The following is a 23,553-nucleotide window of genomic DNA, read 5'->3' on the forward strand; positions in this document are numbered from 1 at the left end:
CGCCGGTCAGCGCAGCAGCACCGGCCCGGCGTCGATCGGGGTCCGGAACAGGGCGTACGGCTTGCGCCGCCGATCCTGCCCGCCCTGGTAGTTGGCCTGCCGGTGCAGCTGGTTGGCGATGACGTAGAGGTGCCCGTCGGTGGCGACCGACATGGTGTCCGGCCAGAGCAGACGCGGGTCGTGCAGCAGCGTCTCGAACCGCCCGTCGGGCCGCCGCCGGAACACCGCGTTGTGCTCGTAGGCGGTGAAGTAGAGCCGTCCCGCGTCGTCGCTCTCCAGCCCGTCCGAACCGGTGCCCTTGTCGCCCTCGTCGACGACCGCGTCGGCCACCTCCTCCTCGGGCATCGACGCGTCGGCGAGGGCGTCGGTGGAGACGCTGTACCAGTGCCGCGACATCAGCGGGCAGTAGTAGAGCCGGGCTCCGTCGGCGCTCACGGCGATCCCGTCGGAGCCCATCGAGAGCGGTTTCGGCGGGCCGTCCGGCGGACGTTGCAGCAGCGGCCGACCCTCGACCATCGGCCGGTAGCCGTGCAGCGACTCGGCCTTCGTCGACGGGTGGTCGTGCAGTCGCCGCCAGGAGTGGCCGCTGGCGAGGTCGACGACCACGATGCCGTTCGGGCCGTCGCCGGCGGAGTCGGTGAGGTAGGCCAGCCCGGCGCGGCCGCGCCGCAGGTCGAAGCGGACGTCGTTGAGGTACGAGCTGGGCAGCGCCACGTCGGGCGGGAACGTGATCACCTGGGCGACCTGATCGGTCTCCAGGTCGACGCGGACCAGTTTCGGGCCACCCGGCTTCGTCGGCCGCATCAGCGGACTGCCGGTGTCCACCACCCAGAGCCGGTCGGCCGGATCGACCACCACGCACTGCACCGACACGAACGCCTGCGCGTCGTCGTCCCCGCCGGGGGAGTTCCACCGCTCGTCCGGGAACGGCACCTCCCGACCGTCGCGCAGCTCGACCACCGTGGCCGGCGGGTCATCACCCCATTGCGGGAAGTTGACGAAGATCCGCCCGGTGTGCGAAACGGTCACGCCCGTCGGCATCGGCCCGGTGAAGGTGTGCACCAGCTCCAGCTCGCCGAGCGGCTCGGCGCCCACCGGCCCGTTCACGCCGCGCCCCGGGCGGCGGCGCCCTGGCGGGGCGTGGGCCTGGCCAGGCTTCCCATGGACGTACCCCCTCGGTGGTGGCGGCGCGGGCCGGTGCCGCGAAGGACCCGCCCCCGTGCTTCCCGGCGAGGCGCTGCTGAAACCGTCCCACCGTCCGGCCCGGTCACCCTCGCTCGACCCGCTCAGCACTGCGGCGAACCGTTCGCCACCGGGCCCACCTGATCGCCCACAGCACGGCGCTGAGCAGGAACAACGCGCCGCTGAGCACCAGCCAGCGGCCCAGGAACGGGGTCCGCTCCTGGCCGGTCGCGGCCCGGTAGGTGTCCGCGCCCCAGCCGAGCACCCCCGGCAGGTAGACGAGGAAGAGCAGGGCGGCGCCGAGCGCCGGCACCCGCACGTGGTTGAGCAGCGCCAGCCGGGCCGCCGCCCGCCCCGCGTCGCCCGACGGCGCGCCCGACGGCGACGGCCGGGCGGGTACCCCGACCGCGGTGCGCAGCCCCCGGTCGAGCAGCGCGTAGAGGGGGAAGAGCACCAGGTCGTGGAGGATCACCGCGCCGACGAACCAGAGCAGCATCCGACCCGCCGTGGCCTCGCCGGCCACCCGCAACGCCACCCAGCCGGTGACCACGAAGCAGAGCAGCAGGACGAGCAGGTGCCGGGGACCGGCGCCGTATGCGGCCCGCAGCCGCGCGAAGAGCTCACCCATCGGCGCGGAACTCGATGCTCGCCACCCACTTCGTGCAGTGCACCCCGGGCAGCGCCGGGACGATGACCCGGGCCGGGAAGCCGTGGTCGGCGGAGAGGTCGGCCCCGTTGACCCGCAGCGCCAGCAAGGAGTCCGGATCGCGCACCTGGTTCGCCTGGAGCGTGGCTTGGCGGAACAGTCCCGCGCGCTCCAGCGACTCGACGTGCGCCGCCGCCGGGTCGGGCACCCCGGCGAGCGCCGCGAGGTCGCGCAGCCGTACGCCGGTCCAGGTCTGCGTGGTCGACCAGCCCTCGACGCAGGCGATCGGCAGCCGCGCGGTGTGCTGCGCCATCGCGAGCAGCCCGGCGCGGTCCAGGGTCACGGTGCGCCCGCCGCCGCGCAGCGTCAACCGCCAGCCGGGGCCGGTGTCGGCGGGCCGGATCCCCGCCGCCGCGGCGCTCCGGTTGATCTGGAACCCGTTCGGCCCGTCGCCCGGGTCCTGACCCCGCGGCAGCAGCCAGGCCGTGCGGCGCAGCGGGCCGTCGACGTGCTGTCCGACGGTCAACGCGGCCAACAGCAGCGAGCCGCCGCCGACCAGGGCGACCGCGCCGCGCCGGCTCACCGTGGGTGGGCCCGGCCTCACCGGCACCAGCCCGTCCGGGTCCGGAGGCTCGGGCCGGGTGGCGGCGCGGGGCGTACCCAGCTCGGCGCCGGGCGGCCGGGACCGCAGCGCTGTCACCAGCCGGGGCAGCTTCAACACCACGTGCACCACGAGCGCGGCGGTGAAGACCCAGGCCCCGAAGTAGTGCGCCGTGTAGAAGTCGAAGCCGAAGACGTACGCGTACTGCGTGTTGAGCAGGCCGGTGGCGATCTGGAAGAGGATCCCACCGACGAGCAGCAGCAGGGAGAGCCGTTCGAGCACCTGCGCCACCGAGCGGGCCGGCGGCCAGTCGAAGAGCTTCGGCACCACCGACCAGAGCTTCGCCAGCACCACCGGCACGATGACGATCCCGAGCCCCACGTGCAGCCCCTGGGTGAGCTGGAACAGCCACGCCGGCCGGGTCGGCCAGTCGAAGGGCGGCAGCCGCAACCAGCCCACGTCGAACGGGAACGCCTGCCCGAACTGCGGGCTGTACGCGGCGTAGTCCAGCAGGCCGGTGACGATGACCAGCGGCAGCGTGACGAGCAGCACCAGGCCGTAGAACGAGGTGAGCCGCGGACCCCGCAGTGGGCTGCGCCAGCCCGTCGTGACCGCGTCGGCGCCGGGCGGCCGATGCCGGTCGAGGGCCTGCCACAGCGCCCGGGGCGAGCCGTGGTCGCCGGCCGGACCGGTGCGTTCCCCGGCGGACGGATCGCTGGCTGGCACTCGTGCCTCCTCCTCGATCGGGTGGTCGACTTCCTGGTCATCGTGGCCGACCGTCGGGCCCGGTGGCCGGGTTTGCCGCATTACCGGAGGCTTACCGACCCACCGGCCGGGCGCCACCTGTTGCCAACTCCTTACGGGTTCGCCGTACCGGCCCGCCGGCTGTCCGACTGGCCTACCGTGACCGGACATGCGGGTACTGGTCACCGGCGCGGCCGGGTTCATCGGATCGCAGGTCGCCGACCTGCTCGTCGCCGAGGGGCACGAGGTGGTGCCGCTGGACGCGCTGCTGCCGCAGGCCCACGGCGCGCAGCCGCCGGAGTGGGCGCGCCGGCACGACCTGGTGCGGGGGGACGTCCGCGACGGCCGGCTGCTGGACCGGCTGCTGCCGGGTCTGGACGCGGTCTGCCACCAGGCGGCGATGGTGGGGCACGGCCTCGACCCGTCCGACGCGCCGGAGTACGCCGGCCACAACGACCTCGGCACGGCGGTGCTGCTGGCCGCGATGTACCGCGCCGGCGTGTCCCGCCTCGTGCTGGCCAGCTCGATGGTGGTCTACGGCGAGGGGCGCTATCACTGCGCCGCGCACGGAGTGGTGCGCCCGTCCCCACGCCGGGCACAGGAGATGGCGGCCGGCCGGTACGACCCCACCTGCCCCCGCTGCGACGAGCCGCTCACCCCGGCGCTGGTGCCGGAGGACGCCCCGCTGGAGCCGCGCAGCACCTACGCGGCCAGCAAGCTCGCCCAGGAGCACTTCGCCGCAGCCTGGGCCCGGCAGACCGGCGGGGGAGTGTGGGCGCTGCGCTACCACAACGTCTACGGCCCCCGCATGCCCCGCGACACCCCGTACGCCGGGGTCGCGTCGATCTTCCGGTCCGCGCTCGCCGCCGGCCTGCCGCCCCGGGTCCTGGAGGACGGCCGGCAGCGACGCGACTTCGTGCACGTCACCGACGTGGCCCGGGCGAACCTGCTGGCGCTCACCGCGCCGGCGCCCACGGCCGCGCTGGTGCCGGTGAACGTCTGCTCCGGCGAGCCGCACACCGTCGGCGAGCTGGCGCAGACCCTGGCCGACGCGATGGCCGGCCCGGCCCCGCTGGTCGTCGGCGGCGCGCGGGCGGCCGACGTGCGGCACGTGGTCGCCGACCCGGGCCGCGCCGCCGAGCTGCTCGGCTACACCGCCCGGGTCGGTTTCGCCGAGGGCGTGGCGGGCTTCGCCACCGACCCGCTGCGCGAACCGGCGGTCCTGTCGAGCTGACCCGTCTCGGCCTCGGGCCGTCGCTGTCATCGATCCACCGCCCTTCGCCGCCGCCGATCCGGGCCGGGCGGTCTGCTCCGTCGCGGGCGTGCGCCCGGCCGTCAGGAGACCGTCCAGAGCAGGTGGTTGACGGCGAGCGCGGTGGCCACCTGCCCGGCCAGCCACCAGTGGCGCGCGCGGGCGGGCAGCAGCGCGGCGGCGGCCAGCAGCCAGACCGCGAACGGCAGCCAGATCCGCTCCACCTCCGCCTTGCTCAGCCCCGACACGTCCGCCGCGGCCACCGCCACGGCGGCGGCCAACGGCAGCACGACGGCCGGGCCGGCGTCGCGTACCGCCGTGGCCAGCGCCGCCCGCCGCCAGCCGGCGCGCGCCCGGCCGGTGGCCGCGGCCACCGCCCGGCGCAGCGCCGGGCCGACCACCGGGCCGGCGCAGAGCAGCAGCGCCGCCAGGTTCGCCCAGACCCAGTAGGCGTACGGCCGCTCGGCGGCCCAGCCCTGGTAGTAGCGCTCGACGAGCAGCCGGTACCCCTCCCACCAGTGGAAACCGGCCAGGGTGAAGGCCACCGCCACGGCGAGCACCCCGACGCCACCGGCGAGCAGCGCCCGCAGCCGGGCCGCCGGGCGCAGCACCAGCACCGCCAGCGCGAGCGCCCCGACCAGCACGAAGCCGTACGACAGGTAGAGCGCGAAGCCGAGCAGCACGCCGCCGAGCGCGGCGGCGGTGGGGCCGCGTACCGCCAGCAGGGCGAGCCCGGCGGCGACCACCCCGGCGAAGAGCGCGTCGGCCGACACGCCCATCCAGACCGCGCCCGGCAGCAGCACCAGGAACGGCACCACCGCGCGGGCCGCCTCCGGGGCGCCGAGCGCCCGCAGCGTGACCGGCACCGACACCGTGACCGTCGCCCCGACCAGGACGCAGGCCAGCCCCGCGGCGGCACCGCCGCCCAGGCCCACCCGGTCCAGCCCGACGAAGAGCAGCAGCGCACCCGGCGGATGCCCGGCGGTGTGGGTGGACCACGATTCGGGCCGGAAGTCGAGGATCCGGGAGGTGAACCCGGCCAGCATCGCCGGGATGTCGGTCACCCCCGGCACCTCGGTCAGGTACTCCGCCTGCGCCGTCAGCCGTCGGGTCAGCCCCGCCGACCAGCCGTCCACCAGCGCCAACGACAGCGTCCAGGCCACCGACGAGGCCCAGCCGGCGGCGAGCAGCGCACCCCATCGGGCGGTACGCGCCCAGCGCACCCCCCAGCCGAGCACCGCGACCGCGATCAGCAGCGCGGCCGGCGTGCCCCAGCCCAGGTGCGGCTGCCATTTGGCGTAGAGCGGCGCGGCGTCCGCGTACAGGCCGACGTCGCGCCGGTTCAGCACGAGCCCCACGCCGACCGCGACCCCGAGCAGCACGACCTCCACCGCGAGCACCGCGAGGTCGGCGCGGTGCCGGTGTTCTGCGGCCCGGCCGGGAGCGGCGGTGAGCGTGGGTGCGGAGGCCATGACCAGGGGACGGTACGACGGCGCGACAGCCGGCGGGGGCGGAACGGCCGCGCCGTCACCGTCCGGTAAGAATCGCCCGCGCGGTAAGCGTTCGGTAAGGACGTTCCGGCCCCGGACGACCCGGCCGCGACCTAGCGTCGGCCTCATGCCGACCCAGAACGACCCCACCCCGATCGACGTCGTGCTGCCCTGCCTGGACGAGGCCGCCGCGCTGCCGCAGGTGCTCACCGCCCTGCCCGCCGGGTACCGGGCGATCGTGGTCGACAACGGCTCCCGGGACGGCTCGCCGCAGGTCGCCGCCGGGTACGGCGCCCGGGTGGTGCACGAGCGGCGGCGGGGTTACGGCGCCGCCGTGCACGCCGGACTGGAGGCCGCCCGGACCGAGCTGGTCTGCGTGCTCGACGCCGACGGCTCGTTCGACCCCGGGGAGCTGCCGGCGCTGGTCGCCCCGGTGGCGGCCGGCGCGGCGGAGCTCGCCGTCGGTCGTCGCCGGCCGGTCGGCGTGGGCGTCTGGCCGTGGCACGCCCGGGCCGGTACCGCCCTGGTCGCGGCGCTGCTGCGCCGCCGAGGCGTACCGCTGCGCGACCTCAGCCCGATCCGGGTCGCCCGTCGCGAGGCGCTGCTCGCCCTCGGCGTCACCGACCGGGCCTTCGGCTACCCCCTCGAACTGCTGATCCGCGCCGCCGCCGCCGGTTGGCGGATCCACGAGGTCGACGTGCGGTACGCGCCGCGCGCGGCCGGCACCCGCTCGAAGGTCTCCGGCTCGGTACGGGGCACGCTCCGGGCGACCCGCGACTTCGCCGGTGTGCTGCGCACCGTGGACGGCCCCCGGTGACCGTGCTGCTGGTGGCGGCGAAGGCACCGGTGCCGGGTGCGGTGAAGACCCGGCTCTGCCCGCCGGCCAGCCCCCTGCAGGCGGCCCGGATCGCCGCCGCCGCGCTGCGGGACACCCTGGACGCGGTCTGCGGCACGCCCGGCGTCACCCCGGTGCTCGCCTGCGCCGGCCGGCTGACCGACGCGCAGGACGCGGCCGGCCTCGTCACCGCCCTGCGCGGCTGGACGGTGCTGGCGCAGCGGGGCGGCGGGCTCGGCGACCGGCTCGCCAACGCGTACGCCGAGGTGGCCGCCGCCTTCCCGGGTCGCCCGGTGCTCCAGATCGGCATGGACACCCCGCAGCTGACCCCGGCCGGGCTCGGCGCGGCGGTACTGCGCCTGGCCGGTGCCGAAGCGGTGCTCGGGACGGCGGTCGACGGCGGCTGGTGGGCGCTGGGGCTGCGCGAGCCGCGGGACGCGACGTTGCTGCGTACGGTGCCGATGTCCACCCCCCGCACCGGCTGGCTCACCTGGTCCGCGCTGGAGGATCGGGGCCTGCGTCCCGTGCCGCTGCCGCTGCTGCGCGACGTCGACGAGTGGCCCGACGCGCTCGCGGTCGCCGCCGAGGCGCCGTCCGGCCGGTTCGCCCGACAGGTCGGTACGGTCCGCCGGGCGATGGTGTCCGGAAGCCCCGGATGACCGTCGACGGCTTCGCCACGGCACTGCGCGACCGTGACGGCGAGGGGCACTGGCTCGTGCACGGCGACGGCGTACGGCAGCGCCTGCCGGTTCGTCGGTGGCACGGTCCGGCCGAGCCGGTCACAGCCGAGGTGGTGGCCCGCTGCGTCGGCCCGACGCTCGACCTCGGCTGCGGCCCCGGCCGGCTCACGGTGGCGCTGGCCCGGGCCGGGGTCACCGCCGTCGGGGTGGACCTGAGCGCGTACGCGGTCGCGGCGGCCCGGGCCCGCGGGGCCGTGGCGCTGCACCGTGACCTGTTCGCGCCGCTGCCCGCCGAGGGCCGGTGGGCGCACGCCGTCCTGCTCGACGGCAACATCGGCATCGGCGGCGACCCGGTCGCGCTGCTGGCCCGCTGTCGGGCCCTGCTCGGCGTGGCGGGCACGGTGCTGGTCGAGCTGGAACCGCCCGGCCTCGGGCTCTGGCAGGGCGACGCCCGGGTGGCCTCGCCACGGCGGCCGGGGACGAGCACCTTGGGGCCGGTGTTCCGCTGGGCCCGGCTGGACATCCGCGCGGTGCACCAGGTCGCCGCGCACGCCCGGCTCACCGTGCGCGGCGTGTTCCGGCGGGGCGGGCGCTGGTTCGGCGAGCTGGCCGTACCGGCCGCGTGACCGAACCTCGGAGCGCCCCGGTCAGCCGGCGGCGGCGGGCAGCCGGACGACGAACCGGCATCCGTCGGCCGTGTTCCGCACGTTCACCCGACCGCCGTGCGCCTCGACCAGTCCCCGCACGATGGCCAGGCCCAGCCCGCCGGAGCTCTCCCCGTTGCCGCCCGGCGGCGTACGCGCCGGCTCGCCCCGGAAGGCCACGTCGAACAGGCGCGGCAGGTCCCGCTCCGGAATGCCGCCGCAGGTGTCCGCCACCGCGAGCCAGACCCCGTCGTGGTCCCGGCCCCCGTCGACCTGCACGGTGCCGTCCTCGGGGGTGTAGCGCACCGCGTTGAGCAGCAGGTTGCCCACCACCCGGGCCAGCTCGGGCTCGCTGGCCAGCACGGTGGGCCAGCCGGAGTCGGCGGCCACGAGTCTGATCCCCCGGGCGGTGGCGAGCGGCGCGGCGGCGGCGAGGGCGTCGGAGACCACCTCGCCGAGCGACAGCGAGGCCGGCGAGAGCCGCAGCGCGCCCGCGTTGATCCGGGAGAGCTCGAACAGGTCGTCCACCAGCCGGGTCATCCGGTCGGTCTGGACGCGGATGCGCCGGTGGTACTCGGCGACCGTCGCCGGGTCGTCCACCACCCGGTCCTCGAGCGCCTCGGCCATCGCCCGCAGGCCGGCCAGCGGCGTACGCAGGTCGTGGGAGACCCAGGCGACCAGGTCGCGGCGACCCTTCTCGATCCGGCGTTCCCGTTCGCGCGCCTGGTCGGCCCAGACCGCGGCGACGGCGAGGCGCCGACCGAAGTACCAGCCGATGGCGAGGCTCACCGCCGCCGCGGCGGCCACGGTGAGCAGCACGACCTGGAGGTCGTGGGCGGAGAGGAACATCGCCTGGGCGACCACCGCCACGCCGGCCACCACCGCCGCCACGGTGATCGTGAGCAGCACGCAGACGTGCACGGTGATCGACCGGTGGCGCAGCAGCCGCAGCGCGAGGGCACCGGCCAGCCCGACGCCGAGCGCCGCCGCCAACGCCAACCCGAAGATCAGTGTGAGGTCACGCATCGGCGGGCTCGTAGCGGTAACCGACACCCCACACGGTGACGATGCGCCGTGGCTCGGCCGGGTCGTCCTCGATCTTCTCCCGCAGCCGGCGTACGTGCACGGTCACCGTGGACTCGTCGCCGAACGTCCAGCCCCAGACCCGCTCCAGCAGCTCGGCGCGGCGGAACGCCCGCGCCGGGTGCCGCATCAGGTGAGCGAGCAGGTCGAACTCGCGCAGCGTGAGGGACAGCTCCCGGCCGTGCAGCCGGGCCACCCGGGGACCGGTCGCCACCTCGAGACCGGCGTCGACGAAGAGCTCCGCCTCCGGCGGCGCAAGCTCCTTGGATCGGCGTAGTACCGAGCCGACCCGCAGCACCAGTTCCCGGGGGGAGAAGGGCTTGCCCAGGTAGTCGTCGGCGCCCAGCTGCAGGCCGAGCACCCGGTCGGCCTCGTCGCCGCGCGCGGTGAGCATGATGATCGGTACGCCGTCCGACCCCTGCCGCAGCCGCCGGCACACCTGCAACCCGTCCAACCCGGGCAGCATCAGGTCGAGCACCACCAGGTGCGGCCGGCGTTCCCGCACCGCGTCGAGCGCGGCCAGGCCGTCCCCGACGTGGTCGACCTCGTAGCCGGCGTGCTCCAGGTAGCGGCAGACCACGTCGCTGACCGTCCGGTCGTCGTCGACCACCAGCACCCGCTGACTCACGTGCACCTCCCCGCGCCCACCCTAACCAGGGCCTTCGGCGAGCAGCCGGGGCGAGATGTTGCGGCTTCCTTACGGTCCCACCCGGCTGACCGGCCGGTCAGCGGCGCGGTGGTGGCTGCGTACGATGCGGGACCGGGCATCCTCACGGCGGAGGTATCGGTAGATGGCAGGCCAGCACGACGGCTTCGCTCTCGGTGTCGACCTCGGTACGTCCAACACGGTGGCGGTGCTGCGCTGGCCGGACGGGCGTACCCGACCGCTGCTGGTGGACGGTCAACCGATCATGCCGTCCGGGGTGTACGCCGATCCGGACGGTGGGCTGCACGCCGGGCTGGACGCCCGACGGCTGGCGCAGGCCGACCCGCTGCGGTACGAGCCGAACCCGAAGCGCCGCGTCGACGAAGCGAGCGTCCGCCTCGGTGAGCGTGACCTGCTCCCCGCCGAGCTGCTCGGCGCGGTGCTGCACGCGGTCGGGCGGGCCGCGGTCGAGGCGGCCGGTTTCCTGCCCCCGGCGGTGCTCACCGCCCCGGCGACCTGGGACGACGCCAGGCGGCAGGTGCTCGGCGAGGCGCTGCTGCGCGCCGGCTGGCCGCAGGTCGCCGAGCACACCCTCGCCGGCCCGACCCCGCCCGGCACCCGGCTGCTGCGGGAGCCGGTGGCGGCGGCCCGTTACTACACGGAGGTGTTGCGTCGCCCCGTCCCGGTCGGCGAGGCGATCGCGGTCTTCGACTTCGGGGGCGGCACGTTGGACGTCGCCGTCGTACGCAACGAGGGCGCCGACCCGTGGGGCGACTCGGGCTTCACCGTCGTCTCCTGTGGTGGGCTGCCCGACCTCGGCGGCCTGGACGTCGACGCGGCGCTGCTCGCCCGGGTCGGCGAGCTGGTCGCCGGGCGGTACCCGCGGCAGTGGGCGCGGCTCGCCGCGCACGCCGACGCGGTGGCGCGCCGCGACGCCATGCAGCTCTGGGAGGCGGTACGCGGCGCGAAGGAGTCGCTCTCCCGGGGCACCGTCGCGCCGGTGGTGGTGCCCGGCGTGGCCGAGCCGGTGCGGCTGACCCGCGACGACGTCGAGCGGGCCGCCCGTCCGTTGCTGGAGCGGGCGGTCGCCGCCGCCCGGGAGGTGATCGGCGCGGCCGGGCTCACCCCCGAGCGGCTCGCCGGGCTCTTCCTGGTCGGCGGGTCGTCCCGGATCCCGCTGGTGGCCCGGATGCTCCACGCCGATCTGGGCATCGCGCCGACCGTGCTGGAACAGCCGGAGCTGCCGGTCGCCGAGGGCGCGTTGACCGACCTGCCGCTGCGCGGCCGGGCCCCGGCGGCGGTGGGTGCCGGTCCGCTCGTCCCGGCCCAGCGGCCGGCCCCGACGGCGGTGGAGCCCGGCCCGTCCGCTCCGGCGGCGCACCTGCCCGGTTCGGTCTCGGCGGGGCCGGGGTCGGAGGCGGCCGTGCCGAGCCCGCCCGGCGCGTCACCTGCGCCGGGACTCGCGGCGACGCTGCCGGCCGGCGTCGGCGCCACCCTCGTCGACCGGCCCGACTCTCCCGCCGCCCCGCCGTTTCCCCGGCCATCGCCGTTCGGCGAACCCGCCGCCGCGCCGCCCGCCGGCCCTCCCGCCGGGCACCTCGGCGGACCGGCCGCGCAACCCGCGCCGGCCGGCCCGCTGTTGTCGCCGTCGTCCGGTGCGGCCGGTGCGCGGGCCGGCCGGCGGCGGGTGGGCTGGATCGTTCTCGGCGCCGTGCTCGCCCTCGCCGGGGTGGCCACCGCGACGCTGCTCTACCTGACCCGGGACCGTTATCCGGGGCTGGACTTCCACGCGCTGCAGGAGGTGAAGCGGGTCGCCGCCGGCAACGAGCGGTCCGTCGGCATGTGGACCGCCGTACTGGGTGACCGCGGGTATCTGGCGTACCGGCGAAGCGACGGACGGCTGGAGGTGACGGCGGTCGACGCCGCCACCGGCGCGGAGCTGTGGCGCAAGCCGACCGACGTCGCCGCCGACGACTGGGAGCGGATCGTCGCCGTGCCGGGCGCGGTCGTCGCGTACCCCAGCGAAGCCGCCACCAGTGAGCCGCGGGAGATGGTGGTGCTGGACGCCGCGACCGGCGCGCAGCGGTGGAAGCGCGCCATCCGCGGCGACGACGACGTCTACTTCACCGACCGGGTGGCGGTGCTCGTCGACCGGGCCGGGAAGCGGCTCGTCGGTCTGCGCCTCGACGACGGCGAGCAACGGTGGGACCTGCCCAACCCGCAGGACGAGTACGGCGGCGCCCGCACCACCGTCGTGCCGGTCGGCACCGACGAGGCGGAGGCCGGGCCCGGGTATCTCGACGGTGGGTCCCGGGATCCGTGGCGGGCGACGGGGCGGCGTCTGCTCCAGGTCGGCGCGGACCGCTCCGTGCGGGTGATCGAGATGGACAGCGGAGCCGTCGCCGGCAGCCGGGGCAACGTCGCCGACCTCGACGACCTGCTCGTGGCGCACGAGGACCGGCTCTTCGTCGCCGCCGACGAGGGCGGCTTTCAACTGCTCGGCTACGACCTGAACGCGCTCTCGGCGCAGCCGGTGGTGCTCTACCGGGCGCCCGACGAGCGGCGCCGGCCGGAGGCGTTGGTGGCCTGTGGCGAGCACCGCGCCTGCCTGCTGGAGGTGCCGGACGCGACGGCCGAGCGGACCATCGTGGTGGCGGCGACCGAGGGCGAGACGCCGAAGAGCTGGCCGGCGCCGAACGCGAGCGTGCTCGTGCCCGTCGGCGAACGTCTGTTGGTCCGCCGGACCGGCACACCGGCCACGAGCACCCTCTTCGACCCGGACGGCACGGCGGTGCTGCGGGATCGGCGCGGCGTCGCCGTCCGGCTCGACGCCGGGAACCTGCTGGTCTTCGCGGAGCCGGCGAGCACGGTGGAGGCCGACCGCAGTGTCGCCGGGGTACGCGCGGGCACCGGCGAGGTGACCGAACTGGGCGAGCTGGTGGGCGTACGCAGCAGCACCTGCTCGTGGAACAGCCGGGTGATCACCTGTGGCGCGGAGAAGGACTTCGTCATCTACCGCTTCGCGGCGGAGTGAGCGCCGCGCCTGGCTCGCCCGTGAACCCGCCCGGCCACCCGTCGCGGGCGGCCGGGCGGGTGGGCGTTCACTCCCGGTCGAGGACGATCAACTCGGCGTCGTGCGTCGGGGTCCACTGCACCGGCACCCCGACGGCGCTCAGGTGGCTGCCCGAGTAGCTCCGCTCGTCGTGCCGGTACCGCCCCGCCGGGTCGAGGCCGCGCAGCGGCAGCCGGACCGGGCGCGACGGCAGCTGGCCGGGGCCGTCCGACCGGCCGGTGTGCCAGGCCAGCACGACCACCCGCCGCCCGTCGGGGGAGGTGTACTGGACCGCGCAGCGGGCCTGGTCCGGCCCGCCGATCAGGTGCACCTCGCCGTGCGTGACGACCTCCCGGATCTCCTTGTACCGGGAGATCCAGTCGGCGGCCTCGGCGCGCTGCTGCGGCGTCCAGTGCCGGATGTCCGCGCCGATGCCGAGCACCCCGGCCATCGCGAGGACGAACCGGAACGCCAGGGACCGCGGCCGTGGGTCGAAGATCCCGGGCGCGTCGGTCACCCAGGAGCTCAGCAGGTGCGGGGCGTTGGCGTGCAGGAAACCGTGCTGGATGGCGAGCCGGTCCAGCGGGGCGGTGTTGTCGCTGGGCCAGAAGATGTCGGCCCGGGCGGCCATGGCCAGGTCGGTGCGCGCGCCACCGCCGGCGCAGGACTCGATCAGCACGTCCGGGTGGTCCCGGCGCAGCCGCTCGTAGATGCGGTGCAGGGCGCTCACGTGCGCGCCGTCGAGGTCCAGCGGCCCGTCCGCGCCGGCCCGGCCGGGTTCGGTGCGCGGCCGGTTGAAGTCCCACTTCAGGTACGCGATGTCGTACCGGCGCAGCAGCCCGTCCAGCGTGGAGTGGACGAACTCGGCCACCTCCGGCCGGCCCAGGTCCAGCAGGTACTGGTTGCGGATCGGGGTGAGCGGCCGCCCGTCGACCTGGTAGACCCAGTCGGGGTGCTCGGCGTAGAGCCGCGAGCGCGGGTTCACGCACTCCGGCTCCACCCAGAGCCCGAAGCGCAGCCCCAGCCCGCGTACCTCGGCGACGAACGCCTCGAAGCCGTCGGGGAACTTGGCCGGATCGGGCGTCCAGTCGCCGAGCCCGGCGGTGTCGTCGTCGCGGCCGACGAACCAGCCGTCGTCGACCACGAAGGTCTCCACCCCGAGGTCGGCGGCGATCCCGGCCAGTTCCAGCTGGCTCTTCGCGTCGACCGCGAAGTAGGTCGCCTCCCACGAGTTGTAGAGCACCGGCCGGGGTACGAGCCGGTCACCGGCGAGCACCCGCTGGTAGCGGTGCCAGACCCGGGCCAGCCCGTCCAACCCGGCGGTGCTGTACGCCCCGGCGACCTCCGGCAGGGTCAGCGCACCGCCCGCCGGCAGCTCCAGCGGCCCGTCCGGCAACCGGCGTCCGGCCCGGACCCGGGTGAGCCCGCCGGTGTCCCGCTCCGCGGTGATCTCCCACGAGCCGGTCCACGCCACCGCAACGGCCCAGGCCGGGCCGTCCGGCTCGGCCCGGTCCCGTACCGCGAGCCACGGCACGTGCAGGTGCCCCGGTACGCCCTGGCTGCTGCCGATGGTGAACGCCCCGTGCTTCAGGTCGACGTGTTCGAGCTGGAACTCCTGCGACCACTGGCCCCACTGGTGGCTGAGCAGCGCGCCGTGCGGGGTGGGTACGCAGAACCCGCCCGAGCCGACGCGAGCCAGCTGAAGAGGCTCGGTGCCGGTGTTGGTCAGCTCCACCCGGCGCCGGACCACGTCGGTGCCGGCCGCGACGGCGTACCGCAGCACCGCGCGCAGCCCGGTGACCGGGTCGGCGAAGGTGACCGCGAGAGTGCCGGCGGCCGGGTCGTGCGCCGCCTCGACGAAGTCGAACGCCACCCGCCGGTGCCCGGTGGTCGTCTCCACCACCAGGTCGGCGCCGGTGAAGGGGCGGTCCGCGTCGGTGGCGTACTCGATCGGGGCGGCGTCCCCGGCGGTGAGGAACGGCACCGGCCCGTCGTACGCGACGGGGGAGGGGCCGTCGCTGACCCCGTGCGGCCCCCACGCGCCGAGCTCCAGCCAGCGCCCGTGCGCCGGCACCGTCACCACGTACTCGGTGTGCGCCCCGCGCAGCGTCCACCGCCGCGTGGTCTCCGTACCGTGCTCGCTCACTTGCTCTCCTCCGTGCAGACGCTCACTTGACCGCGCCGATCGCCAGGCCGCCGATGAAGTGCCGCTGGAAGCGCAGGAAGACCGCGACGGTCGGCACCGCCGCGATTACCGTGCCGGCGGCGATCACGCTCCACGAGGAGACGAACTGGCCCTGGAGCGCGAGCAGCGCCGGGGTGACCGGCATCCGATCGTCGGTGCGCAGCACCGTGATGGCCCAGAGCAGGTCGTTGAAGATCCAGGTGAAGGAGAGCGCCCCGAGGGCGGCCAGCGCCGGTCGGGTCAGCGGCAGCATCACCCGGGCGAAGATCTGCGCGGGGCCCGCGCCGTCGATCGTCGCCGCCTCCTGGATCTCGCCGGGCAGGTCGCGCATGAAGCCGTGCAGCACGAACGTGTAGAAGCCCAGCCCGAAGCCGACCTGAACGGTGATCAACGCCCAGAGGGTGTCGTACAGCCCGGTCAGCTCACTGAACTTCTGCACCGGGATGAGCAGGATCTGTGGTGGCAGCAGGTTGCCGGCGAGCATCAGCAGCAGGATGGTCCGCCGGCCGGGGATCCGGTAGCGGCTCAACGCGAACGCCGCGACCGCGGCCAGCGCCAGGCTCAGCACCACCGAGGGGACGGTGACCAGCAGGCTGTTGATCAACGCCCGCAGCTCGCCGCCGTCGACCCACGCCTGCCGGTAGGTGTCGAGGGTGAACGAGTGCGGCAGGCTGCCCACGCCGTTGGCGGCGATGTCGTCGAAGGTGCGGGTGGACATCACCACCACCCAGATCACCGGCCCGAGCCAGAGCAGCGAGAGCAGGATCATCCCGGTGTGGAAGGTCCCGGTGCGGAGCTTGCGGATCACGCTTCCTCCCGGAATGCGCGGACGAGGTAGCCGAGGATGACGGCGAGCGCGAGCACGAAGATCACCACGGCGATGGCCGACGCGTACCCGAGCCGCAGGCTCTGGAAGGCGGCCGAGTACATGTAGGTGCTGAGCAGCTCGGAGGAGTGGTACGGCCCGCCCTTGGTCAGCGACCAGACGATGTCGAACGAGCGCAGCGAGTCGATCACGATGACCGAGAGCACGACCGCGTTGACGCCCTTGAGCTGGGGGACCGTCACGTACCACAGCCGCTGCCAGCCGTTCGCCCCGTCCATCCGGGCGGCCTCGTGCAGCGCAGGGTCGATCGCCTTGAGGCCGGCGAGGAAGAGCACCATCACGTAGCCGATCTGCCGCCACAGGGCCGGCAGGATCACCGCGTAGAGGGCGGTCTGCGGATCGGCGAGCCAGGGCCGGATCAGGTGTTCCAGCCCGATCGTGCGCAGGATCTGGTCGGCCACCCCGTCCGGCTGGTAGAAGACCCGCCAGACCAGGGCGGTGACCACCAGGGAGAAGACCACCGGGGTGAAGAGCGCGGCGCGGTAGAAGCCGACGCCCCGCCGCTCCTTCTGCAGCAGCAGCGCCATCCCGAAGCCACCGACGACGGAGAGCCCGCCGAAGAGGACCAGCCAGATGACCGTGTTGAGCAGGGCGCCGCGGAACGTGGCGTCCCCGGCCAGCTCGACGTAGTTGTCGACGCCGATGAACTCGGGTGGCGTCTGGCCGTCCCAGCGGGTCAGCGAGAACCAGAATCCCTGCAGGGCCGGCCAGAAGACCCAGATGCTCTCGACCGCGAAGGGCACCAGCACGAACGCCACCAGCAGCGGCGACAGTCGGTTCGACCGTCGCCGCCGCCGGGGAGCGCCGGCCACCGTGGACGCCGTCGTCCCGGGTGTCTCGGCGATTGTGGACACGTTTGCCACGTCAGCCCTTGAAGACCTTCTCGGCGGACGCCTGCCACTCGCGGAGGATCGCGTCGATCTGGTCGGGCTTGTCCATGAACTTGGTGAGCGCCGTGTCCGCGGTCGGCTGGAGCGCGTCGCTGGAGTCCCGGTTGAAGAACTGGGTCAGCTCGGCGGCGCTCTCCAGTATCGCCTTGCCCTTGCTCACCAGCGGCGAGTCGGCGGCCTTGGCCTTCGGGTGCACCGGCAGCACGATGCCGGAGCTGGACTTGACGTACTCCTCCTGCGCCTCGACGGAGGCGAAGTACCTCAGCAGCTCCTTGGTGCCGGCCGGGTTGGCGCTCTTGGCGCTGGCGAAGAAGCCGTCGGTGGGCGCCTCCTCGGCCACCGGCACCGCCGGGTCGATGATCGGGAAGCGGAAGAAGTCCAGGTCGCCCAGGGCGTCCTTCGGCGCGGCGTCGGCGAAGAAGGTGCCGATCAGGAACATGCCGGTCTTGCCGGCGAGCAGCGCGGTGGTCGCCTCCTGGAACGGGTACGCCTTGCCCTTCGGGTCGAAGTACGGCAGGACCTCCCGCCAGCGGGTGAGGACGGCCTTGACCTTCGGGTCGTCGAAGCGCTGCTTGCCGGCGAGCAGTTCGCGGTGGAACGGGGCGCCGTTGATGCGGATGTTGAGGTAGTCGAACCAGGCCGAGGCGACCCAGGGGGTGTCGCCGAGGCCGATGCCGATCGGCGGGACGCCCTTGCTCTTCAGGGTCTCGCAGACGGCGAGGAAGTCGGCCCAGGTCTTCGGCTCCTGGACCCCCCACTTGGCGAAGTTGCTCTTGCGGTAGAAGAAGCCCCACCAGTAGTTGGTCATCGGCACGAAGACCTGCTTGCCGGCGGCGTCGGTGGAGAGGGTCTTCAACGACTGCGGGTACTCACCGAGCCCCTGCCACACGTCGGAGACGTCGAGCAGCAGGCCCTTGCTGGCGTAGTCGTTGGCGACCGAGCCCGCGTACCAGGTGTAGAGGTCCGGCGGGTTGGCCGACGTCAGGTAGGTCGGCAGCTGGGTGCGGAAGGTCTCCGAGGCGATCGTGTTGACCGAGGCGGTGCCCTTGCCCAGCTTGTTGAAGTTCTCGGCGAGCTTCTCGATCGCCGTCTTGGCCTGCGGCGAGGAGAGGTTGGACTGGATGGTCACGGCGCCGGAGCCGCCGCTCTTCGCCGGTCCGCTGGCGGAGCTGGCGCAGGCGCTCAGCAACGAGCCGGCGCCGAGCGCGCCCAGGCCCGCGAGCCCGAGGTTGCCGAGGAATCGGCGGCGACCGGGATCGAAGTCGGTCACAGGTGGTCCCTTCCTCATCGACACGGTGCGACGCGGCGCTCGGTGTCGGTCTCGTTAACGGTGTGACCAGAAGGTTGCATCCGGGGTACTCTCACTGTCAAGATGTATTCGTAATTAATGGTTAAACGGTGCCTGGGGTGATCGATGGATCCGGTCGTACGCCGATTGGACGGCAAGACAGCGGTGGTCACCGGCGCCTACGGCGGGATCGGCGCGGCCACGGCACGTCGCCTCGCCGCGGAGGGGGCCCGCGTCGCCCTGCTCGACGTCCGCGACCCCGCCCCGGCGACCGAGGCGCTGACCGCCGCCGGTGGCGAGGGGCTGTCCATCGTGGCCGACGTCTCCGACGAGGCGTCCTGGGCCGCCGCGATCGACCGGGTGCGCGCCGAGCTCGGCCCGGTCGACATCCTGGTCAGCAACGCCTCCACCGTCGAGATCGCCCCCGCGCACCGCACCAGCCGGGCATCCTGGGACCACCAGCTCGGCGTCAACCTCACCGCCGCCTTCCTCGGCGTCCGGGCCTGCCTCGACGACCTCGTCGACCGCTCCGGCGCGGTCGTGCTGATCTCCTCGGTGCACGCCCTGATCGGGCTGCCCGGCCGGCCCGCCTACGCGGCGGCGAAGGGCGCCCTGGTCGCCCTCGGCCGGCAGCTCGCCGTCGAGTACGGCCCCCACGTACGGGTCAACAGCGTGCTGCCGGGCCCGATCCTCACCGGCGCCTGGGACGGCATCGGGGAGGAGGACCGTCGACGCAGCGTCGCGGAGACGGTCGCCAAGCGATTCGGAGCGCCGGAGGAGGTCGCCGCCGTGGTCGCCTTCCTCGCCTCGCCGGACGCCGCCTTCGTCACCGGCACGAGCCTGGTGGTGGACGGTGGATGGACCGCGATGAAAGCCTCGGCCTGACAGATCGAGACCGACGAGCGAAGAAGGCGCGAAGAGCATTGGCACAGTACGCAGGCCGTGGTGTCCATGGACACACCGTCGAGGTGATCGCCCGGCGCATCCTCACCGGGGAGATCGCCGAAGGCGACACCTTGAACCTCGCCGCGCTCCAGGAGGAGCTGGACGTCAGTCTCACCGCCCTCCGCGAGGCGCTCAAGGTCCTCACCGCGAAGGGCATAGTGGACGCCCGGCAGAAACGCGGCACCTTCGTCCGGCCCCGCGCCGACTGGAACCTGCTCGACGGTGACGTGATCCGCTGGCAGTTCGCCGACGGGGCCGATCCGCTCCTCATCGACCAGCTGCACGAGGTCCGCTCGATCATCGAGCCGGCCGCGGCGCGGCTGGCCGCCTCCCGGGCCAGCGCCGAGGACGTGGCGGCGCTCGACGCGGCGCTGGACGCGATGTCCGACGCGCGGGGCCGGCCGGCGGCCGCCGTCGCCGCCGACCTCGCGTTCCACCGGGGCCTGCTCGCCGCCACCCACAACGAGCTGCTGGTCCGGATGGAAGTGGTGATGAAGACCGGGCTCGCCGAGCGCGACCGGCTGGTGCACGGCCGCGACAGCGACGACGATCCCGTCCCCAGCCACCGCGCCGTGGTCGACGCGATCCGCGCCGGCGACGACCGCGCCGCCGAGGCGGCGATGTGTGAACTGCTCGCCAAGGCCGTGCGGGACGTCGAGAAGCTGCGCGGACCAGACGGCGACCGGTGAGTACGACCAGTGAGTGCGACCAGTGAGCTTGCGAGCCCCGCGGTCACGAACGAAGGGGTAACGCAGTGAAGATCGAACGGATCGAGACCTTCCTGGTCGCGCCGAGGTGGTTGTTCTGCCGGGTGGAGACCGACACCGGTCTGGTCGGCTGGGGCGAGCCGGTGGTGGAGGGGCGGGCCGAAGTGGTCCGCGCCGCGGTCGAGGTGCTCGCCGAGTACCTCGTCGGGGAGGACCCGCTCCGCGTGGAGCAGCACTGGCAGGTGCTGACCAAGGGCGGCTTCTACCGCGGCGGCCCGGTCCTCTCCAGCGCCGTCGCCGGCCTGGACCAGGCGCTGTGGGACATCACCGGGCAGGCGTACGGCGTTCCGGTGCACGCCCTGCTCGGCGGGCCGGTCCGGGACCGGGTGCGCATCTACTCCTGGATCGGCGGGGACGAACCCGCCGAGATCGCCGACGCCGCCGCCGAGCAGATGGCCGCCGGACTGACCGGGCTGAAGATGAACGCCTGCGGCCAGCTCTCCCCGATCCCCACCCCGGCGGAGATCGACGAGGTCGTCGGCCGGGTCGCCGCCGCCCGGGCGGTGCTCGGCGACGAACGCGACATCGCGCTGGACTTCCACGGCCGCGCCGGGCTCGCCGCGGTGCGCCGCATCCTGCCCGAGCTGGCGCCGCTGCGGCCGTTCTTCGTCGAGGAGCCGCTGCTCCCGGACCAGGCCCACCACCTGCGTGACGTGGTCGCCAGCTCGCCGGTGCCGGTCGCCACCGGCGAGCGCCTCTACTCACGGACGGAGTTCCTCACCCCGTTGCAGGCCGGGGTGTCGGTGGTGCAGCCCGACCTGTCGCACGCGGGTGGCATCTCCGAGGTACGGCGGATCGCGGCGCTCGCGGAGACGTACGGCGCCCTGCTCGCGCCGCACTGCCCGCTCGGCCCGATCGCGCTCGCGGCCAGCCTCCAGGTGGCCTTCGCGACGCCGAACTTCCTCATCCAGGAGCAGAGCATCGGCATCCACTACAACGGTGGCTCGGAGCTGCTGGACTACCTGATCGACCCGGAGCCGTTCCGGTTCACCGACGGGCACATCGTCCGGTTCGACGGGCCCGGCCTCGGCATCACCATCGACGAGGCGGCGGTGCGGCGGGCCGCGAAGAGCCCGCACGCCTGGCGCAACCCGGTCTGGCGCCACCCGGACGGGTCGTTCGCCGAATGGTGACGCCCACCGGGGCGCGGCCGCACGAGCCGGCCGGTCCGCGCCCACAGCCGGCGCCCACCGCCGGGACCGGGCCCGATCCGGAGTGGCCGGTGCCGCTGCGCGCCGAGGTCGATCTCGCGCTGGGTGGACGCTGGACCAGCCTGCGCGGCGGCGGGCGGGAGTGGCTCTGGCTGGGTCCCGAACCGGGTCGGGAGGGGGTCTCGCCGGGCGCGGCCTTCGTGGACGCGGGCGGGCTGGAGGAGTGCCTGCCCACGGTGCGGGGCAACCCCGACCACGGTGACGTCTGGTCCCGCCCCTGGCGGGAGACGGACCCCGGCACCGGGGTCGTCGACTGCCCGCAGTTCACCCTCACCCGCCGCCTCGCCGAGCGCTCCGGTGTGATCGTGGTCGACTACCGGCTCGCCGCTGACCCCGGGTACCGCTTCCTCTGGGCGGCACACGCCCTGCTCGACCTGTCACCGGCGGCCCGACTGGAGACGCCCACGGGCACCTCGACGCGGTTGCATCCGGAGGCTGCCGCGCTGCTGCCGCCGGAGACCTGGCCGGCCGGACGGCCGTGGCTTCCCGGCGACTGGCCCACGCCGGCCGGTCTGGCGCTGGACGCCCTCGGCCCGGACGACGGCACCGCCGTCGGCGCGGTGCTGGTGGACTGTCCCCGGGTCCGGGTGGTGGACGCGCCCGACGTGCTCACCTTCGAGCTGGCCTGCGACGGCCAGCCGGTGGGCGTCGGGCTCTGGCGCAACCTGGGGGGCTGGCCCGAGGCGGCCCCCTACCGCAGCGTCGGCGTGGAGCCGATGCTCGGCGCCGCCTTCGACCTGGCCGACGCCGGGCCCGAGGACGCGGCGCTCGTCCCACCGAGCGGGGAGGTCGCCTGGCGGCTGACCGTCTCCGCGCACCGACAGAGAGGTCCCCGGTGAACCTGACCGACGCCCTGCGTACCCACCGGCTGCTCGCCATCGTGCGCGGCCCGGACCCGGAGGCGGCGCTCGCCGCCGTCCTGACCCTCGCCGACAGCGGCGTGGCCCTGATCGAGGTGTCGTTGACCAGCGCGGACGCTCTCGGCACGCTGCGTCGGGCCCGGGCCGCGCTCGGTCCCGACTTCGGCCTCGGCGCGGGCACCGTGCTCAGCGTCGCCGACGCTCGCGCGGCCGCCGACGCGGGGGTGTCCTTCCTGGTCACCCCGGCGCTCGCCGAGAGCCTCGACGAAGCGCCCCGGCTCGGGCTGCCGGTCCTCGCCGGTGCGCTCACCCCGACCGAGGTGCTCGGCGCCCGGGCGGCCGGCGCTGCCGCGGTCAAGCTCTTCCCCGCCTCGATCGGCGGGCCCGGCTACCTCGGGGCGCTGCGCGACCCGTTGCCGGACGTCCCGTTCGTGCCCGTCGGCGGGGTGGACGCCGAGAGCGCCCGGCAGTACCTGGCTCGGGGCGCGGTGGCCGTCGGGGTCGGCTCGCCGCTGCTCGGCGACGCGGTGCGCGGCGGTGACCTCGACGCGCTGCGCGCCCGGGCGGCCGCCTTCCGCGCGGCGGTGGCCGACGCGCCGGCCGTACCGTCCCCGCGCTGACCGAGGCCGGACGCCGACCACCGACCGAGGAGGAGAGATGGAGCTGACCGAGCCGACCGCGTGGAGCGCCGACCGGCTGGAGCTGGGTGAGGGCGCCCGCTGGGTGGACGACCGGCTCGTGCTGGTGGACCTGCTCGCCGGGCGTCTGCTCGGCACCACCGGCGACGGCCCCGCGCCGCTGGCCGAGCTGTGCCGGCTGGACGTGCCGCTGGGTGCGGTCGCGCCGGTGGCCGGAGAGCCGGGGGAGTGGCTCGCCGCCGCCGGCACCGGCGTCGCCCGGCTCGGCGCCGACGGCGGGCATCGCGTCGTCGCCGAGCTGGAGGGTGGGAATCCCGAGCCGGCCCGGATGAACGACGCGGTGGCCGACCCGCACGGTCGGTTCTGGGCGGGCAGCATGACGTACGCCGGAACGCCCGGCGGCGGCTCGCTCTACCGGATCGACCCGGGGGCCGCGCCGGTGCCGGTGGTGACCGGGCTGACCATCGCCAACGGCCCGGCCTTCGACGGCGCCGGCACCACCATGTACCTGGCCGACACCCCGCGCGGGCACGTCGACAGGTTCTCCGTGGACGTCCGCACCGGCGCCCTCGGGGAGCGGACGCCGTTCCTGCGGCTCGACCCGGCCGAGGGCGCCCCGGACGGCATGACCGTCGACGCCGAGGACCACCTCTGGGTGGCGCTCTGGGGCGGCTCGGCGGTGCGCCGCTATCGGCCGGACGGCGTGCTGGACCGGGAGATCCGGCTGCCGGCGGAGCAGCCCACCAGTGTCTGTTTCGGTGGCCCCGGGCTGCGCCGACTCTTCGTGACCACCGCCGCGTACGGCCTGACCGACCCGGGGCCGCTCGACGGTGCCCTGCTCGCCGTCGACGTGCCGATCGCCGGCCGGCCCGCCGCGTCGGTCCCGGCCGGCTGACGGGGCCACGCACCCGGACGAGGTCCGGGCTTGGTTGATCGACTCGGGTTCCTTGATGTCGGGCTGTTCCAGCCGTGCGACACCCCGACTTCGTGGAACCCGAGTTGACCATCCACAGCAGTGACGAGCGCCC

General features: G+C 74.8%; 21 protein-coding genes. 11 read left to right on the top strand and 10 right to left on the bottom strand.

Going from position 1 to position 23,553, the window contains the following annotated elements; all coding sequences use genetic code 11:
- Positions 1 to 6: 6 nt before the first annotated feature.
- The 3 genes from D7147_RS07660 to D7147_RS07670 all read right to left on the bottom strand — a co-directional run bounded on the left by D7147_RS07660 (position 7) and on the right by D7147_RS07670 (position 3,086).
- On the bottom strand, positions 7 to 1,107 hold the full coding sequence (locus D7147_RS07660; protein WP_199734101.1) for an L-dopachrome tautomerase-related protein: 1,101 nt from the start codon (positions 1,105 to 1,107) through the stop codon (positions 7 to 9).
- A 160-nt stretch (positions 1,108 to 1,267) separates the two neighbouring features.
- Positions 1,268 to 1,810 (bottom strand): hypothetical protein, encoded by a 543-nt coding sequence (locus tag D7147_RS07665; protein ID WP_199734102.1) that lies wholly within the window; start codon positions 1,808 to 1,810, stop codon positions 1,268 to 1,270.
- Positions 1,803 to 3,086, bottom strand: a complete 1,284-nt coding sequence (locus tag D7147_RS07670) for a molybdopterin-dependent oxidoreductase (protein WP_407663321.1) — start codon at positions 3,084 to 3,086, stop codon at positions 1,803 to 1,805. Before D7147_RS07670 ends, D7147_RS07665 begins: the two co-directional genes overlap by 8 nt.
- A 256-nt stretch (positions 3,087 to 3,342) precedes the next feature.
- Between D7147_RS07670 and D7147_RS07675 the strand changes: the two genes are divergently transcribed.
- Entirely contained in the window at positions 3,343 to 4,407 is a 1,065-nt protein-coding gene (locus tag D7147_RS07675; RefSeq protein ID WP_120674997.1) for an NAD-dependent epimerase/dehydratase family protein, read from the top strand.
- Positions 4,408 to 4,508: 101 nt separating this feature from the next.
- On the opposite strand, the gene D7147_RS07680 is transcribed toward D7147_RS07675, so the two are convergent.
- Positions 4,509 to 5,897 (bottom strand): hypothetical protein, encoded by a 1,389-nt coding sequence (locus tag D7147_RS07680; RefSeq protein ID WP_120674999.1) that lies wholly within the window; start codon positions 5,895 to 5,897, stop codon positions 4,509 to 4,511.
- Between the two features lie 145 nt (positions 5,898 to 6,042).
- Between D7147_RS07680 and D7147_RS07685 the strand changes: the two genes are divergently transcribed.
- The 3 genes from D7147_RS07685 to D7147_RS07695 are packed head-to-tail and all read left to right on the top strand — an operon-like array spanning position 6,043 to position 8,056.
- Complete coding sequence (locus D7147_RS07685) at positions 6,043 to 6,732, top strand: glycosyltransferase family 2 protein (RefSeq protein ID WP_120675001.1); 690 nt, start codon at positions 6,043 to 6,045, stop codon at positions 6,730 to 6,732.
- Positions 6,729 to 7,409 (top strand): TIGR04282 family arsenosugar biosynthesis glycosyltransferase, encoded by a 681-nt coding sequence (locus D7147_RS07690; protein ID WP_120675003.1) that lies wholly within the window; start codon positions 6,729 to 6,731, stop codon positions 7,407 to 7,409. The genes D7147_RS07685 and D7147_RS07690 overlap by 4 nt, the downstream gene beginning before the upstream one ends.
- Positions 7,406 to 8,056: a class I SAM-dependent methyltransferase gene (locus D7147_RS07695; RefSeq protein WP_120675005.1), complete on the top strand. Its 651-nt coding sequence runs from the start codon at positions 7,406 to 7,408 to the stop codon at positions 8,054 to 8,056. The genes D7147_RS07690 and D7147_RS07695 overlap by 4 nt, the downstream gene beginning before the upstream one ends.
- Positions 8,057 to 8,077: 21 nt before the next feature.
- Here D7147_RS07695 and D7147_RS07700 read toward each other — a convergent pair whose 3' ends face one another.
- Both D7147_RS07700 and D7147_RS07705 read right to left on the bottom strand, forming a co-directional pair.
- The gene (locus tag D7147_RS07700; RefSeq protein WP_120675007.1) at positions 8,078 to 9,100 is read right to left on the bottom strand and encodes a sensor histidine kinase; all 1,023 of its coding nucleotides are present in this window, start codon (positions 9,098 to 9,100) and stop codon (positions 8,078 to 8,080) included.
- The gene (locus D7147_RS07705; protein ID WP_120675354.1) at positions 9,093 to 9,785 is read right to left on the bottom strand and encodes a response regulator transcription factor; all 693 of its coding nucleotides are present in this window, start codon (positions 9,783 to 9,785) and stop codon (positions 9,093 to 9,095) included. The genes D7147_RS07700 and D7147_RS07705 overlap by 8 nt, the downstream gene beginning before the upstream one ends.
- Before the next feature lie 163 nt (positions 9,786 to 9,948).
- Here D7147_RS07705 and D7147_RS07710 point away from each other — a divergent pair, with 163 nt between their 5' ends.
- Positions 9,949 to 12,837 (top strand): Hsp70 family protein, encoded by a 2,889-nt coding sequence (locus D7147_RS07710; RefSeq protein ID WP_120675009.1) that lies wholly within the window; start codon positions 9,949 to 9,951, stop codon positions 12,835 to 12,837.
- Positions 12,838 to 12,904: 67 nt separating this feature from the next.
- Here D7147_RS07710 and D7147_RS07715 read toward each other — a convergent pair whose 3' ends face one another.
- Genes D7147_RS07715 through D7147_RS07730 form a run of 4 tightly spaced genes read right to left on the bottom strand, consistent with a single transcriptional unit; the run spans position 12,905 to position 18,086 of the window.
- Entirely contained in the window at positions 12,905 to 15,001 is a 2,097-nt protein-coding gene (locus D7147_RS07715) for an alpha-galactosidase (protein ID WP_120675011.1), read from the bottom strand.
- 22 nt (positions 15,002 to 15,023) lie between these two features.
- The gene (locus tag D7147_RS07720) at positions 15,024 to 15,848 is read right to left on the bottom strand and encodes a carbohydrate ABC transporter permease (protein ID WP_233562998.1); all 825 of its coding nucleotides are present in this window, start codon (positions 15,846 to 15,848) and stop codon (positions 15,024 to 15,026) included.
- Complete coding sequence (locus tag D7147_RS07725) at positions 15,845 to 16,780, bottom strand: carbohydrate ABC transporter permease (RefSeq protein WP_233562999.1); 936 nt, start codon at positions 16,778 to 16,780, stop codon at positions 15,845 to 15,847. Before D7147_RS07725 ends, D7147_RS07720 begins: the two co-directional genes overlap by 4 nt.
- A 10-nt stretch (positions 16,781 to 16,790) precedes the next feature.
- Entirely contained in the window at positions 16,791 to 18,086 is a 1,296-nt protein-coding gene (locus D7147_RS07730; RefSeq protein ID WP_120675015.1) for an ABC transporter substrate-binding protein, read from the bottom strand.
- A 144-nt stretch (positions 18,087 to 18,230) separates the two neighbouring features.
- Between D7147_RS07730 and D7147_RS07735 the strand changes: the two genes are divergently transcribed.
- The 6 genes from D7147_RS07735 to D7147_RS07760 all read left to right on the top strand — a co-directional run bounded on the left by D7147_RS07735 (position 18,231) and on the right by D7147_RS07760 (position 23,420).
- On the top strand, positions 18,231 to 18,989 hold the full coding sequence (locus D7147_RS07735; protein WP_120675017.1) for an SDR family NAD(P)-dependent oxidoreductase: 759 nt from the start codon (positions 18,231 to 18,233) through the stop codon (positions 18,987 to 18,989).
- Positions 18,990 to 19,027: 38 nt separating this feature from the next.
- Positions 19,028 to 19,738 (top strand): FadR/GntR family transcriptional regulator, encoded by a 711-nt coding sequence (locus D7147_RS07740; protein WP_120675019.1) that lies wholly within the window; start codon positions 19,028 to 19,030, stop codon positions 19,736 to 19,738.
- A 65-nt stretch (positions 19,739 to 19,803) separates the two neighbouring features.
- Positions 19,804 to 20,949, top strand: a complete 1,146-nt coding sequence (dgoD, locus tag D7147_RS07745) for a galactonate dehydratase (protein WP_120675021.1) — start codon at positions 19,804 to 19,806, stop codon at positions 20,947 to 20,949.
- Positions 20,950 to 21,038: 89 nt separating this feature from the next.
- The gene (locus D7147_RS07750) at positions 21,039 to 21,866 is read left to right on the top strand and encodes a hypothetical protein (RefSeq protein WP_199734103.1); all 828 of its coding nucleotides are present in this window, start codon (positions 21,039 to 21,041) and stop codon (positions 21,864 to 21,866) included.
- Positions 21,863 to 22,507, top strand: a complete 645-nt coding sequence (locus D7147_RS07755) for a bifunctional 4-hydroxy-2-oxoglutarate aldolase/2-dehydro-3-deoxy-phosphogluconate aldolase (protein ID WP_120675023.1) — start codon at positions 21,863 to 21,865, stop codon at positions 22,505 to 22,507. The genes D7147_RS07750 and D7147_RS07755 overlap by 4 nt, the downstream gene beginning before the upstream one ends.
- 37 nt (positions 22,508 to 22,544) lie before the next feature.
- A complete protein-coding gene (locus D7147_RS07760) occupies positions 22,545 to 23,420 on the top strand; it encodes an SMP-30/gluconolactonase/LRE family protein (RefSeq protein ID WP_120675025.1) in 876 nt (291 codons plus the stop codon).
- Positions 23,421 to 23,553: the final 133 nt, after the last annotated feature.

The organism is Micromonospora musae (assembly GCF_003626545.1).
Lineage (GTDB): Bacteria > Actinomycetota > Actinomycetes > Mycobacteriales > Micromonosporaceae > Micromonospora > Micromonospora musae.

What these genes read in the sequence shown, in the direction of transcription:
- D7147_RS07665 (WP_199734102.1), bottom strand. Translation starts at nt 1,810, where the DNA reads ATGGGTGAGCTCTTCGCGCGGCTGCGGGCCGCATACGGCGCCGGTCCC.
- D7147_RS07675 (WP_120674997.1), top strand. Translation starts at nt 3,343, where the DNA reads ATGCGGGTACTGGTCACCGGCGCGGCCGGGTTCATCGGATCGCAGGTC.
- D7147_RS07680 (WP_120674999.1), bottom strand. Translation starts at nt 5,897, where the DNA reads ATGGCCTCCGCACCCACGCTCACCGCCGCTCCCGGCCGGGCCGCAGAA.
- D7147_RS07685 (WP_120675001.1), top strand. Translation starts at nt 6,043, where the DNA reads ATGCCGACCCAGAACGACCCCACCCCGATCGACGTCGTGCTGCCCTGC.
- D7147_RS07695 (WP_120675005.1), top strand. Translation starts at nt 7,406, where the DNA reads ATGACCGTCGACGGCTTCGCCACGGCACTGCGCGACCGTGACGGCGAG.
- D7147_RS07700 (WP_120675007.1), bottom strand. Translation starts at nt 9,100, where the DNA reads ATGCGTGACCTCACACTGATCTTCGGGTTGGCGTTGGCGGCGGCGCTC.
- D7147_RS07710 (WP_120675009.1), top strand. Translation starts at nt 9,949, where the DNA reads ATGGCAGGCCAGCACGACGGCTTCGCTCTCGGTGTCGACCTCGGTACG.
- D7147_RS07735 (WP_120675017.1), top strand. Translation starts at nt 18,231, where the DNA reads ATGGATCCGGTCGTACGCCGATTGGACGGCAAGACAGCGGTGGTCACC.
- D7147_RS07760 (WP_120675025.1), top strand. Translation starts at nt 22,545, where the DNA reads ATGGAGCTGACCGAGCCGACCGCGTGGAGCGCCGACCGGCTGGAGCTG.